Genomic DNA, 13790 nt, shown 5'->3' with positions numbered 1-13790 from the left:
GTCCCGCCCTGCCGTGACCGGCAGCCCCGCACCGGCGCCCTCCCCTGCCGTCACCGAGGGCCCGGCCCCCTCCGGGCCGCCGGGGACCACGACCGGGAGCTCCGCGCCGGGCCCGATCGGCAACGGCCCGGGCCTGCCCTCCGTTCCGGTCCCGACCCCCGCACCCAGCACTCCGGTCCCTGTTCCTGTTCCTGTTCCTGTTCCTGTTCCGACCGTGACTCCCCCACCGGACACTCCGGCTCCGGCAGGGACGCACGTACCGAGCACTCCGGCGCCGGTCCCGACAGAGGCGCCGAGCACCTCCGCTCCGGTCTCGACTCCCGCACCGGTCACAACCCCTACTCCGGCCGCACCTCCCGCTCCGGCCGCACCGACCCTCGCGCTCGACACCGACGGCCGGCTGCTGCCCGATGCCCGGGGCACCGCCACGCCCGGCGCCGAGGTGCTCCTGGAGGACGCCTCCGACGGACGCCGCGTGGGCTCCGCCACCGCCGACGCCGACGGCTCCTGGACCGCGCCGGCGCTCCCCCTCCCCGCGGGCACGACCACGGTGCTGGCGCGCACCGCTGCAGGAGTCAGCGCCCCCGAGACGGTCGACCTGCGCGCTCCGGTGCTCCTCGCCCGGGCCGCGTCGAGCGGGGGCGCGGTCGGCGTGCTCGTGCTCGCCGATCCCGACGCGGACGGCCTCGACCTCCTGGTCGACGGCGGGCAGGTGCGGTCCCTCGCTCCCGGAGCCCCCGTCTTCGCCGCGACCCTGGAGGTCGGTCCTGGGAGGCACACGATCGGCGTCCGCTACTCCTCCCCGGACGGGCGGACGGGACCCGTCGCCGTCGTGTCCGTCGACGCGGGCTGAGGCGCGCGGACCGCCCCGTGCCCCACCGTTATCCTGGGCGGATGCAGCCCGAACCCGCCGCGTCCGCGACTCCCCGGCCCGCCTACGCGAGCACCCGTCCGACGGGCAGCGACGCCGCGTGGTCCGGCGCCCGGCCCGCGGGAAACCACTGGACCCTGACCTTCGCCTGCCCCGACCAGCCGGGCATCGTGCACGCCGTGTCCGGTGCCGTCGTCCAGGCCCGCGGCAACATCACCGAGAGCCAGCAGTTCTCGAGCGCCGACACCGGCCGCTTCTTCATGCGCCTGCAGGTGGAGTCGCCGATCAGCCGCGAGGAGTTCGCCGCCGCCCTGCTGCCGATCACCGAGCACTACGGGATGACCTGGCGCCTCGACGTCGTCGGCCGGCCGCTGCGCACCCTCGTCCTCGCCTCCACGGCCGCGCACTGCGTCAACGACCTGCTCTTCCGCCAGCGCGCCGGGCAGCTCGCGGTGGACATCCCGATGATCCTGTCCAACCACGGCAGCCTGCGCGACCTCGCCGAGTTCTACGGCGTGCCCTTCGAGTCGCGCCCCGTGGTCTCGCCGGAGTCGAAGCGCGGGTTCGAGGAGCGCGTGCTGGAGGTCGTCGAGGAGCACGACGTCGAGCTCGTGGTCCTGGCGCGCTACATGCAGATCCTCTCCCCCGAGCTCTGCGCGCGACTGGCCGGTCGCGCCATCAACATCCACCACTCGTTCCTGCCGGGCTTCAAGGGCGCGAACCCGTACAAGCAGGCGCACGCCCGCGGCGTCAAGCTGATCGGGGCGACCGCGCACTTCGTCACCAGCGACCTCGACGAGGGGCCGATCATCGAGCAGAACGTCGTCCGCGTAGACCACTCACACTCGGTCGCCCAGCTCGTGGCCATCGGGCAGGACGAGGAGAGCCGCACGCTCACGCAGGCGGTCAAGTGGTTCGCGGAGGACCGGGTGCTCCTCGACGGGGCCCGCACCATCATCTTCCGCTGACCTCCGGCGGCTAGCATGGTCGGCGTGAATCGAGCAGGAGCGGACACCGTGGGCACCGACATCAGGATCGGCCCGAACGCGATCCTCCGGTTCCTCCTGGAGCTCGTCGCGCTGGCGACCTTCGCCCTCTGGGGCTTCTCGTCGTGGGACCTCCCGTGGAACATCGTCCTCGGCATCGGCGCTCCGGTGGTCGCCGCGCTGATCTGGGCGCTCTTCCTGTCGCCGCGCGCGGTCCTCGCGATCGACGTCTACGGCCGCTCGCTGATCGAGCTGCTCGTGATGGGCGCCGCCGCGCTGGCGTGGCTGGACCTCGGCCAGCCGGTCGTCGCGATCGTCTTCGGCGTCCTCGCCGTCGTCTCCGGCGTCATCGCGGGACGCCGCTCCCTCTGATCCTGACGGCGGCCGCTCAGGCCGAGGGGGCGCTCGCTCGGAGCCGTCCACCGCTGTTCCCGAGGGTGCACCGCGGTCCCCGTGCGCTCGCCGCCGCCTCGGACCGGAACCGAACGCGTCGTCCCGCCTCGCAGCGGCAGGTCGCCACCGCGTTCTCCCGTCGATGCACCTCCGGGGATGCGCGACCGCAGCGGGACCCCGGGCCGATCGCGCCGCCGGGCCCCCAGTCGGAGGTGCTCCGCCCCGCCTGATCGTCGATCTCTCCCCGACCCGCTCCCGCCTCCGCTCTCGAGCCGTTCCCCCACGCAGCCCGGCCGGTCCTGCTCCCGGCCCGCACCACGAGCCGCCCCGTCTCCGCCTCCCCCGCCCGGGAACGGCGAACGGCCGCCCCCGCCGCTCCGGGAGGAGCAGGGGGACGGCCGTTCGCGGCGGTCGCGGAGGACTACTCCGCGGCGCCCGCCTCACGCTGCGCCAGGGCGCGGCGTCGGAGGCCGGTGATCACAGCACCTGCACCGAGGAGGGCGAGGGCGGCGGCTCCGAGGAGACCGCCGTCGAAGCCCGTCGACGGGAGGCCGCCGGCGCCGTGGCCGGGCGCGCCCGGTCCGGCGGTCGGCGTGGAGGTGGGCTCCCCCGGTCCGGCGGTGGGGCCGGCCGTCGGCGTCGCAGTCGGCTCCGGGGTGCCCGTGGGCTCCGGAGTCGCGGTCGGCGTCGGGGTGGGGGTGACCGCCTCGGTGACGTCGACGCTCACGAGCGTCGCGAGTCCCGAGTCGGTGTAGGCGACACGGCCGAGGTAGCGGGCCGGGCCCGCCAGGTTCGACCAGGAGACCGCGTACGCGATCGGCTCGCCCTGCACGGCGTCGACCACGGCGGGGTCGGTGCTCAGCGAGCCGAGACCGTTCTCCGGAGTGATGACGAAGCTGCGGAAGTCGAACGTGACGGTCGAGGATCCCGGAGCGGTCGAGTAGACATCGGCCTGGACCGTGTACTCGCCCGGAGCTGGGTCGGCGATGTCGACGCGCTCGTCGGCCGAGCCGGTCGCCGAGGTGAAGACCTTGTCGGTGCTCTCGCTGGTGACGGTGAGGTCGAGGTCGGCCGCGTCGTCGAGCGAGTCGAGGTCGAAGCGGGCGAACTCGGCGCCCTCCGGCACGACGACGGTGGTCGTCAGCGACTTCCCCGTGGGGAGCGTCGCCGAGTGGCCGTCGGCGGCGGTGGCGTCCTCGGCGAGGACACCCTCGGCGAGACCGCTCGCGGTGAGCGGCAGCGCGCCGGTGATGCCGGGCGTGACCGTCACCGTGCCGGTGCCGGTCGAGCCGGTGCCGGAGACCTCGTAGGGCGCGTCCAGCAGGACGGGGCGCACCGCGATCGGGCTGCGGACGTCGTGCTCCGCGCTCGCCCAGGTCAGGTAGCCGGTGGCGAACTGGTTGAGCGCCGCCGAGCCGGTGGTGAAGGAGACCGTGTACTCCGCCGTCTGGCCCGCACCCGTGAAGGAGAGGGTCGAGGGCGAGACGACGGTGTCGATCCCGGCGAGGCCGTCGACCGAGGCGGTGTAGGTGCCCGCGCCGGTCGAGGTGACCGTGCGAGTCACGGTCTGCGTGCCCGCGAGGGCGCCGATCGCGATCGAGGCCTGGTTGAGGTCGGACGGGTCGATCGCGGCGATCGGGTCGATCACCGGGTTCGAGGTGAAGACGTAACCCGCACCCTTGAGGAACGCGATCCAGTCCTCCGTGCCGCTCTGGTAGAGCAGTCCGGGATCGAGGAACGCGGCCGGGTCGACGTGTCCCGCGCCCTGGGCGAAGACGTCCTCGGACGCGGCGCCCGACTGGTCGACGCTGTCGTAGGCGGAGGTCATCATGGCCGACTTCACCGCGGACGGCGAGGCCTTCGGGGTCGCGCCGAGGATCAGCGCGCCGAGGCCCGCCACGTGCGGCGACGACATCGAGGTGCCGGACTCGAACGCGAAGGCGGGGTCGTCGCCCTCGGCGTTGAAGCTGTCGGCGAGGATCGCGACGCCGGGCGCCGTGAGGTCGGGCTTCAGCACGTCGGCGCCGTCCGCCTCAGCGGGTCCGCGCGACGAGAAGCCGGCGACCTGCGGGACGGGGATGGAGGCTCCGGACGAGTTGCCCTCGGAGAGGGTCACGGTCGCACCGGCGGTGCCGGCGTAGGTCGTGATCGCCTGGTAGGCCTGCGAGTCGATCTGGATGCTCGGGACCGAGTGGTCGTCGACGTGCAGGGCGTTCGGGGTCGGGTTGAGCAGCAGCATGCCGATGCCGCCGGCCCGCTCGACCTCGGCCGACTTGGAGACGCGCGCGGTGACGCCCGCGGTGCAGGCGACGACCGTGCCCTTCACCTTGTCGGGGTCGAGGGTGCCGGTCTCGCAGATGGCGGGGTTCTCGGCGCCCGAGCGGACGACGTCGGCGCTGTTCACCAGCGGTCCGGTGACGTCCTCGTGGACCGAGATGGATCCGCCGACGAACTTCTGGCCGTCGCCGAGAGCGGCGGTCGCGGTGTAGGTCGGGATGGAGGACGCGGCGACCGTGGTGTACCAGGGCGACGCGTGGTCGAGCGTGGAGGCGCCCGCACCCGAGTTGCCGGCCGAGGCCGCGACGAAGACGCCGGCGGCGGCGGCGTTGAGGAACGCCTCGTCGATCGCGGTCAGGGTCGAGGTGGCCGAGCCGCCGCCGATCGAGAAGTTGATGACGTCGACGCCGTCCTTGGTCGCGGCGTCGATGGCCGCGAGGATGCCCGCTCCGGAGCAGAAGTCGTCGTCGTCGGTGCCCTCGTCGGGTCCGTTCCAGCAGACCTTGTACGCGGCGACCTTGGCGGCCGGGGCGACTCCGGAGATCTTCCCGTAGTCGTAGCCGTCGACGCTCGCCTCGACGCCGTTGTTGCCGGCTGCCGTGCTCGCGGTGTGCGAGCCGTGTCCGTCGGCGTCGCGCGGCGAGCGGTACTCGGGGTTGTCCGTCGAGCCGACCTCCTCGTCCGCGAGGAACCAGCGTGCGCCGATGAGCTTCTGGTTGCACTCGTCGCCGTCCCACTGCTCGGAGGCGGGGAGCCCCGGCGAGCAGGAGCCGACGAAGGTGCCGCCGTCCGACTTCACGAAGGAGGTGGTGGTGCCGTCCGTGTAGGGGGTAGCTCCGGGCGAAGTCGCCAGGGGCGCGCCCGCGAAGGAGGGGTTCTCGGGCGCGATGCCGGAGTCGATGACGCCGACGACGACGCCCTCGCCCGCCTTGTCGATGCCGCCCAGCTTCTGCCAGACGCCGTTCTCGCCCTCGAGGCCGAGGAAGTCGGTGGAGCGCTGCTGTCCGGTGTCGGGCACCGGGGTGCCGGCGGCGGCCGCGGCGAGCGGCGAGGCCTGCGCGGCGCGGTCGACCTTCAGGTTCTCGACCTTGCGGACCTGGGCGACGTCGCGGCGGCTCGCGAGCTCGCCCGCCTGCTCGCCCGAGAGGGTCGCGGAGAAGCCGTTGAGGGCGACGGTGTAGTGGTAGCCGATGGCGGCGTCGACCGCGGAGGCGACGTCCTCCTGGCGCTGCTCGAGGTGGGCGGAGTAGTCCTCCACCGGAGCCGAGGCGGCCTGCAGCTGCGCACCGTCGACGGGCGCGGTGCGGGCGAAGCGGGCATCGCTGCCCTGGTAGGTGGCCGCGGAGGGCTCGACGAGGGTGACGACGTAGTCGCCGTCGTCGAAGCTCTGGCCGACGGAGAGCCCGCCGACGAGCGAGGCACTGCCGGCGAGAGGGGCGGCACTGGCGCCGGTGGTGGCGAAGGCCGCGGTCGCGGCGACTCCGAGGACGGCGAGGCCCGCGAGGATGCGCCTCTCAGCGCGGCGGACGGGTGGTCGGTGGGACAGGTGGATCGGCAATCGATGTCCTTACTCACATTCGCTGGGAACCGGATCGGTTTCCACACAGAAACGACCCTACGAACTCGATTGCCCAGCTTTGTTACGAACGGGTAACGAAGTTGACGCCGAAAGGGGCCGATCCGTTGGCACTCCCCTCCGCGAGTGCTAATTTATTCGCATTGAGCCGGGTCGGCTCAACTCTTGGAACTCTTCGTTGCACGACTGAATGGAGTGATCTCATGGCTGTCACCTACGACCCCGTCCGCGAGCTGGACCGCCTCGCCACCGCCCTCCTCGGCTCCGGTCAGGGGCCCCGCCGGATGCCGATCGACCTGTACCGGGACGGCGACCACTACGTCCTCACCGCCGACCTCCCCGGCATCGACCCGGGGTCCGTCGACGTCGACGTGGACGGGCAGCTCCTCACCATCCGTGCCCAGCGCACCGTCGCGAGCGGCGACGACGTCACCTGGATCACCCGGGAGCGCCAGTCGGCGACCTTCGTCCGCCAGCTGAGCCTCGGCCAGGGCGTCGACACCGAGCGCATCGCCGCGTCCTACGACAACGGCGTGCTCTCGGTGACCATCCCGGTCAGCGAGAAGGCGCGTCCCCGCCGCATCGAGGTCGTCTCGACCGTCCGCCCCGAGCAGGTGCGGATCGGCGAGGCGGCCGCCGAGTAGGACGACGAGCGAGGGCCCGTCCGCGATCGTGCGGGCGGGCCCTCCGCGTGTCCGCACGCCCTACGCTGGCCGGATGCGCGCCTCCTCCTCCGACACCGCTGTCGGCGTCCTGCTCCCCCGCGATCTTCCCGCCTCCGAGGTGCTCGTCTACGCCCGCCGCGCCGAGGAGCTCGGCTTCGACGAGCTCTGGGTGGTCGAGGACCTCGGCTTCCGCGGCGGCATCGCCCAGGCCGGCGCGGCGCTCGCCACCACCGAGCGGATCGTCGTCGGCATCGGCATCCTGCCCGCCGCCGTCCGCACGGCGGCCTTCACCGCGATGGAGCTCGGCACTCTCGCCGACCTGTTCCCCGGCCGCGTCCACGCCGGCATCGGGCACGGGATGCCGCACTGGATGCGCGGCCTCGGCGTCTGGCCGCGCAGCCCGCTCACCCTGCTCGAGGAGCAGTTCGACGCGATCCGCTCGCTGCTCTCCGGCGAGCGCACCGACCGCTCCGGCCGCTACGTGCACGTGGACGGCCTCGTCCTGGAGTCGCCGCCCGCCGTCGTGCCGCCGCTGCTGGCCGGCGTCCGCGGACCGAAGTCGCTGGCGCTCGCGGGCCGGATCGCCGACGGGGTCGTCCTGGCCGAGCCCGTCACTCCGGAGTACCTCGCGGCGGCCCGCGGCCACCTGGGCGGCACCGGACGGATCGTCGCCTACAACGTGGCCGCCGTGGACGACGACGCGGCCGCCGCGCGCGACGCGGTCCGGCCGGGACTCGAGTGGATCGGCGAGCCGGACTGGGCGCCGCACATCGAGCCGCTTCCCTTCGCCGAGGACTTCGCCCGCCTGCGGGCCGAGAGCGCCGACCGCGCCGCCTTCGTCCGCGACCTGCCCGACGCCTGGGTCGACCAGCTGGCCGTCGTGGGCACTCCCGAGGACGCTCGTCGCCGCATCGGCCTGCTGCACGAGGCCGGTGCGTCGAGCGTCGTGCTGATGCCGTCGGGGCCCGATCCGCTCCACGCGATGAAGGAGCTCGCCCGGGCGCTCTGAGGCGCTCGGCCCGGGCGCGTCCCACCGGGCCCGGAGACGCGTCCGGCCCGCAGGATCCGAGGATCGTGCGGGCCGGACGCGTCTGCTGAAGCCGGTGATCAGGCCGACATGCGGGCCTTCAGGTTCTCGTCGAGGGTCGCGAGGAACTCCTCGGTCGTCTGCCAGCCCTGCTCGGGGCCGACGAGCAGGGCGAGGTCCTTCGTCATCTTCCCGGACTCGACCGTCTTGATGACCACGTCCTCCAGGGTGAGCGAGAAGTCGATGAGCTCCTGGTTGCCGTCGAGCTTGCCGCGGTGCGCGAGACCGCGCGTCCAGGCGTAGATCGAGGCGATCGGGTTCGTCGAGGTGGGCTTGCCGGCCTGGTGCTGGCGGTAGTGGCGCGTGACGGTGCCGTGCGCCGCCTCCGCCTCGACGACGCTGCCGTCGGGCGTGGAGAGCACGGAGGTCATCAGGCCCAGCGAGCCGAAGCCCTGCGCGACGGTGTCGGACTGGACGTCGCCGTCGTAGTTCTTGCAGGCCCAGACGTAGCCGCCCTCCCACTTCATGGCCGAGGCGACCATGTCGTCGATGAGGCGGTGCTCGTAGGTGAGGCCCGCGGCGTCGAAGCGCTCCTTGAACTCGGTCTCGAAGATCTCCTCGAAGATGTCCTTGAAGCGGCCGTCGTAGGCCTTGAGGATCGTGTTCTTGGTGGAGAGGTAGACCGGGTAGTTGCGCGAGAGGCCGTAGTTCAGCGACGAGCGGGCGAAGTCGCGGATCGACGCGTCCTGGTTGTACTGGACCTGCGCGATGCCGTCGTCCGGGGCCTTGTAGACCTCGAACCTCATCGGCTCGGAGCCGTCCTCGGGCGTGAACTCGACGGTCAGCGTGCCCTTGCCCTTGAAGACGAAGTCGGTGGCGCGGTACTGGTCGCCGAACGCGTGGCGGCCGATGATGATCGGCTTGTTCCAGCCGGGGACCAGGCGCGGGATGTTCGAGATGATGATGGGCTCGCGGAAGATCACGCCGCCGAGGATGTTGCGGATCGTGCCGTTGGGCGACTTCCACATCTTCTTGAGGCCGAACTCCTCGACGCGGGCCTCGTCGGGGGTGATGGTCGCGCACTTCACGCCGACGCCGTGCTTCTGGATGGCGTGCGCCGCGTCGATCGTGACCTGGTCGTCCGTCTCGTCGCGGTACTCGATGCCGAGGTCGTAGTACTCGAGGTTCACGTCGAGGTACGGGTGGATGAGGGTGTCCTTGATCTTCTGCCAGATGATGCGCGTCATCTCGTCGCCGTCGAGCTCGACGACCGTTCCCTCAACCTTGATCTTGGACATTGCTCTCCCATGGTGTCGATGACCCCGCACCTGTGCGGGACGGGCGGCTCTGCACCGCTCCGGATGGCCTCCGCCAGCCTACCCGAGGCCCGAACTGTCTCGATGTCGAGACAGTTCTCGATCGTCCGCGCCGGGGCCGGCGCACGTCGCCCGACAGGAGGATGCCCGCCGTCCTGCGCCGCCGGTACAGTGACGGCATGAGTGACCTCCGCCTGGAAGAGCTGTCCGCCTCGAACATCTCCGCCGTGAACGGTCTGAGCCTCAAACCCGGCCAGGAGCAGTTCATCGCGCCGGTCTCCTACTCCGCCGCCGCCGCGGTGATCGACCCGGGCGCCTCCTGGCAGCGGGCCGTGATGGACGGCGACGAGCTGGTCGGCTTCATCCACGCGCACTTCGACCCGGAGGCGGCGGAGGAGTTCCGCAGCTGCATCTGGCGCATCAACATCGACGCGGCGAAGCAGGGCCGCGGCGTGGGCACCTTCGCCGTCCGCGCCACCGCCGACGAGGCGCGCGCCCGCGGCTTCGACACCCTCACGGTGATCTGGGAGTCCGGCGAGGACGGCCCGGAGCAGTTCTTCCGCTGGATCGGCTTCGAGGTCGTCGGCGAGACGCAGTACGGCGAGAACATCGGGGCGCTGACGCTCTGAGCGCGGCGCCGGAGGCAGCGGAGCCGGCCGACTTCGTCTCCGCCGTCCTCGAGGTGGTCGCCTCGATCCCGCCCGGCCGCGTGATGGCCTACGGCGAGATCGCCGCGGTCCTCGGCACGCGTGCGGCACGCGCGGTCGGCACGGTGATGGCCCGCTACGGCTCCGACACCGCCTGGTGGCGCGTCGTCCGCGCGGGAGGAGCGCCCCCGGTCGGCCACGAGGAGCGCGCCCGCCGGGAGTACGAGCGCGAGGGCACGCCCCTCGTCGTCACGCCGGGCGGCTGGCGCGTCGACGTGCGCAGCGCCCGCTGGCGCCCCTGAGCCGGGAGCGGCTCCGGGACGTGAGTCGCGAGCAGCAGCCGATCAGACGAGCGAGTCCCGCCAGGCCGCGTGCAGGGTGGCGAAGCGGCCCTCACCGGCGATGAGCGCCTCCGGGGTGCCGTCCTCGACGATGCGGCCGTGCTCCATCACCAGCACACGGTCGGCGATCGCGACCGTCGAGAGGCGGTGCGCGATGATGACCGCCGTGCGGTCCGCCAGGAGCGTCTGCAGGCCCTGCTGCACCAGGCGCTCGCTCGGGATGTCGAGGGAGGAGGTCGCCTCGTCCAGGATCAGCACCGCCGGGTCGGCCAGGAACGCGCGGGCGAACGAGATCAGCTGGCGCTGACCGGCCGAGACGCGGCCGCCGCGCTTGTTCACATCGGTGTCGTAGCCGTCCGGCAGCGCCTGGATGAACTCGTGCGCGCCGACCGCCTGCGCGGCCCGGACGATCTCGTCGTAGGACGCGGTCGGCCGCCCGATCGCGATGTTGTCGGCGACGGATCCGGAGAAGAGGTACGCCTCCTGGGTGACCATCACGATCGCGCGCCGCAGGTCCTTCGGGTGCAGCTGCCGCAGGTCCACGCCGTCGAGGGTCACCACGCCGTCGCTCGGGTCGTAGAAGCGCGAGATCAGCTTGGCGAGCGTCGTCTTGCCGGCGCCCGTGGACCCGACGAGGGCGATGGTCTGCCCGGCGGGGATGTCGAGGTCGAAGCGCGGCAGCACCTCGCGGTCGGCGGTGTAGGCGAAGCGGACGCCCTCGAAGCCGAGGCGGCCCCGCGCCTGCCGCAGGTCGACCGGGCGGGCCGGATCCGGGACGCTCGGCTCCTCGGCCAGCACGCCCGATATCTTCTCGAGCGCGGCGGCCGCCGACTGGTAGGAGTTGTAGAACATCGCCATCTCCTGCACCGGGTCGAAGAAGCGCCGGGTGTAGAGCAGGACCGCCAGCAGCGCGCCGATCTCGAGCCCGCCGTCGAGCACGCGGACGCCGCCGATGAACAGCACCACGGCGACGGTGACGTTGCCGATCAGCACGAGCCCGGGGTCGAAGGTGCCGAACACCCCGAAGACGCGCTTGTAGGCGAGCCGGTACTGCTCGACGACCCCGCCGAACACGGACTCGTTGCGCTTCTGCGTGCGGAAGGTCTGCACGGCGCGGATGCCGGTCATCGACTCCACGAACTGCACGATGAGCCGCGACGAGGCGACTCGGGTGCCGCGGAACAGCGCCTGCGACCGCTTCTGGAACCAGCGGGTGAGCAGCGCGAGCGGCACCAGGGCGCAGGCGAGCACGATGCCGCTCACGCCGTCCAGGGAGACGAGGGCGATCGCGACGAAGCCCATGTAGAGCGCACCCTGCACCAGCTGGTTGATGCCGGAGTCGAGCAGCTCGCGGATGGAGTCGAGGTCGCTGGTCTGGCGCGAGATGATCCGGCCGGAGGTGTAGTTCTCGTGGAACTCCAGGCTCAGCTTCTGGGTGTGCAGGAAGACCCGCTTGCGCAGGTCGATCAGGATCGCCTGGCTCACCCGCGCGGAGAGCACGGTGTACCAGGCGACCAGGAGCGCGCCGACGAGTCCGGTGAGGATGTAGGCGCCGACCGTGACCGCCAGCGGGACCGCGTTCCCCGCGAGGACCGCGGGCAGGCCGTTGTCGATGCCCTCCGCGATCAGCGCCGGTCCCGCGACCTGGGCAGCGGTCGCGACGACGACCACGACCGCGGTGAGCACCAGCCGCAGCCGGAGCGGCCGCAGCAGGGAGCCGAGCAGCCGCAGCGAGCGCCGGCGCAGGGCCGCCGACTCCGCTCTGCTGAGGTCGTCGCGCTCCTCGGAGGAACCGAGCGTGCTCATGATCGCGTCTCCTGGTGGGTCGTCGTGGGGCGGGAGCCGATGCGCTCGGTCCCGGCGGGCCGGGTCAGCTCGTCCTCCTCGAGGCTCGAGATGACGAAGCGGTAGTGCGGGCTGCTCGCGAGCAGCTCGCTGTGGGTGCCGACCGCGGTGATGCGGCCCTCCTCCATCAGTGCCACGCGATCGGCGAGCGCCACCGTCGAGGGGCGGTGGGCGACGATGATCGCCGTGGTGTCGCCGAGCACGCGGCGCAGCCCTGCCTCGACGCGCGCCTCCGTGTCGACGTCGAGCGCCGAGAGCGGGTCGTCGAGGACGAGCACCGCCGGACGCGCGGCCACCGCGCGGGCGAGGGCCAGGCGCTGGCGCTGGCCGCCGGAGAGGCTCATCCCCTCCTCGCCCACCTTCGTGTCCAGGCCCTCGGGAAGGAGGTGGACGAAGTCGGCCTGCGCGATCTCGAGGGCCTCGAGCAGCTCCTCCTCGGTCGCGTCGGGTCGGCCGAGGAGGACGTTCTCGCGCACGCTGGTGGAGAAGAGCGTCGCGTCCTCGAACGCCATGCCGATGTGCGTGCGCAGCTCGTCGCGGCGGAGCCGGCGGATGTCGACGCCGTCGAGCTCGATGGCTCCGCCGGTCACGTCGTAGAGGCGCGGGAGCAGCGCGGTGAGCGTCGTCTTCCCGGAGCCGGTGATGCCGACCAGTGCCATCGTCTCGCCCGGCTCGACCTCGAGGTCGACGCCGTCGAGGAGGTCGCGGTCGCGCTCGGGGGCGTCCTGGTAGCGGAAGTGGACGTCGCGGAAGCGCACCCGGCCGCGCGGCTCGAGGATCGTCTCGGGGTCCTCCGGGTCGGTGATGGTGTTCCGGCTGTCCATCACCTCGAAGTAGCGGTCGACCGCCGTGCGGGTGTCGAAGGTCATCGAGAGGAGGAAGCCGATCGACTCCACCGGCCAGCGCAGCACGGTCGCGGTGGCGAAGAAGGCGAACAGCTCGCCGACGCTCAGCTGGCCGGCCGCGGCGAGCCAGACCCCGCCGAGCAGGCAGAGCGCGAACGCGATGTCCGGCACCAGCAGCAGGACGAGCCAGATCCCGGCGATGGCGCGGGCCTTGTCGATCTCGGTGCCGCGGAGCTTCTCGGCCTGGCCGGCGAAGTTCTCCAGCGCGTGCTGGTGGCGGCCGAAGGCCTTCAGGACGCGGATGCCGTGCACCGACTGCTCGACGGTCGTGGCGAGGTCGCCCGCCTGGTCCTGGCTGCGGCGCGCGATGCTCGAGTAGCGCTTCTCGAACGCGAACCCGTAGATCCAGACCGGGATCGAGCACACGACGAAGAGCACGCCGAGGATCGGGTTCCAGTAGACGAGGACGCCGAAGCCGACGACGATCGTCAGCGCGTTGACCACGAGCAGGACGAAGCCGAAGGCGATCCAGCGGCGGATGAGGCTGAGGTCGCTCATCGCCCGCGACAGGAGCTGCCCGCTCTGCCAGCGGTCGTGGAACGAGACGGGGAGGTCCTGCAGGCGGCTGTAGAGCGCCGAGCGCATGCGCGCCTCGATCCGCGTGCTGGGGGTGAGGACCATCCGGCGGCGCAGCGCGATGGCACCGGCCTCGACGACGCCGAGCACGAGGATGACGGCGACCGGGCCGATCAGCGGCCCGAGGTCGCCGGAGCCGGCGGAGGCCGCTCCGTCCCCCAGCGGCCCGTCGACGAGCTGCTGCAGGACGATCGGGATGACCAGCGACACCAGGCTCGCCACGAGCGCGACCGCGATGCCGCCGACCAGCCGGGGCAGGGAGTCGCCGACGAAGGGGACGAGGCGCAGCAGGGTCTGCAGCGTGCTCGGGCGCTTCTGCGCGGGGGCGCCGGGAGACGGGAGGGCGGGAGCGGACACGGCGGAGG

11 protein-coding genes are annotated in these 13790 nt (G+C 72.3%); 7 read left to right on the top strand and 4 right to left on the bottom strand.

The annotated features are described in order from the left end of the window. Positions 1-214 precede the first annotated feature (214 nt). Genes C5D36_RS16685 through C5D36_RS16295 form a run of 3 tightly spaced genes read left to right on the top strand, consistent with a single transcriptional unit; the run spans position 215 to position 2229 of the window. Positions 215-853, top strand: a complete 639-nt coding sequence (locus tag C5D36_RS16685) for an Ig-like domain-containing protein (protein ID WP_146083758.1) — start codon at positions 215-217, stop codon at positions 851-853. A 41-nt stretch (positions 854-894) separates the two neighbouring features. Next, a complete protein-coding gene (gene purU, locus C5D36_RS16300; RefSeq protein ID WP_104296275.1) occupies positions 895-1839 on the top strand; it encodes a formyltetrahydrofolate deformylase in 945 nt (314 codons plus the stop codon). Between the two features lie 24 nt (positions 1840-1863). Further along, complete coding sequence (locus C5D36_RS16295; RefSeq protein ID WP_258062974.1) at positions 1864-2229, top strand: YrdB family protein; 366 nt, start codon at positions 1864-1866, stop codon at positions 2227-2229. Positions 2230-2671: 442 nt separating this feature from the next. Here the strand turns inward: C5D36_RS16295 and C5D36_RS16290 are convergent, their stop codons facing one another. After that, entirely contained in the window at positions 2672-6085 is a 3414-nt protein-coding gene (locus tag C5D36_RS16290; RefSeq protein ID WP_104296273.1) for a S8 family serine peptidase, read from the bottom strand. Between the two features lie 221 nt (positions 6086-6306). On the opposite strand from C5D36_RS16290, the gene C5D36_RS16285 reads away from it, so the two are divergent. Both C5D36_RS16285 and C5D36_RS16280 read left to right on the top strand, forming a co-directional pair. Continuing rightward, positions 6307-6747, top strand: coding sequence for an Hsp20/alpha crystallin family protein (locus C5D36_RS16285; protein ID WP_104296272.1), 441 nt, complete (start codon positions 6307-6309; stop codon positions 6745-6747). A 73-nt stretch (positions 6748-6820) separates the two neighbouring features. After that, positions 6821-7777, top strand: a complete 957-nt coding sequence (locus C5D36_RS16280; protein ID WP_104296271.1) for an LLM class flavin-dependent oxidoreductase — start codon at positions 6821-6823, stop codon at positions 7775-7777. 98 nt (positions 7778-7875) lie between these two features. Here C5D36_RS16280 and C5D36_RS16275 read toward each other — a convergent pair whose 3' ends face one another. Beyond that, on the bottom strand, positions 7876-9093 hold the full coding sequence (locus C5D36_RS16275; RefSeq protein ID WP_104224939.1) for an NADP-dependent isocitrate dehydrogenase: 1218 nt from the start codon (positions 9091-9093) through the stop codon (positions 7876-7878). A 197-nt stretch (positions 9094-9290) separates the two neighbouring features. Between C5D36_RS16275 and C5D36_RS16270 the strand changes: the two genes are divergently transcribed. Next, the gene (locus C5D36_RS16270; protein ID WP_104224946.1) at positions 9291-9740 is read left to right on the top strand and encodes a GNAT family N-acetyltransferase; all 450 of its coding nucleotides are present in this window, start codon (positions 9291-9293) and stop codon (positions 9738-9740) included. Beyond that, a complete protein-coding gene (locus C5D36_RS16265; RefSeq protein WP_104238475.1) occupies positions 9737-10060 on the top strand; it encodes an MGMT family protein in 324 nt (107 codons plus the stop codon). Before C5D36_RS16270 ends, C5D36_RS16265 begins: the two co-directional genes overlap by 4 nt. A gap of 42 nt (positions 10061-10102) precedes the next feature. Here C5D36_RS16265 and C5D36_RS16260 read toward each other — a convergent pair whose 3' ends face one another. Both C5D36_RS16260 and C5D36_RS16255 read right to left on the bottom strand, forming a co-directional pair. Then, positions 10103-11905: an ABC transporter ATP-binding protein gene (locus C5D36_RS16260; protein ID WP_104296270.1), complete on the bottom strand. Its 1803-nt coding sequence runs from the start codon at positions 11903-11905 to the stop codon at positions 10103-10105. Then, entirely contained in the window at positions 11902-13782 is a 1881-nt protein-coding gene (locus tag C5D36_RS16255; RefSeq protein ID WP_104296277.1) for an ABC transporter ATP-binding protein, read from the bottom strand. Before C5D36_RS16255 ends, C5D36_RS16260 begins: the two co-directional genes overlap by 4 nt. Between the last annotated feature and the right edge of the window lie 8 nt (positions 13783-13790).

Source organism: Rathayibacter sp. AY1C6, assembly GCF_002931535.1.
GTDB lineage: Bacteria > Actinomycetota > Actinomycetes > Actinomycetales > Microbacteriaceae > Rathayibacter.
Note: the sequence above shows the minus strand (reverse complement) of the source record. Positions and strands in the feature narration are given on the sequence as shown.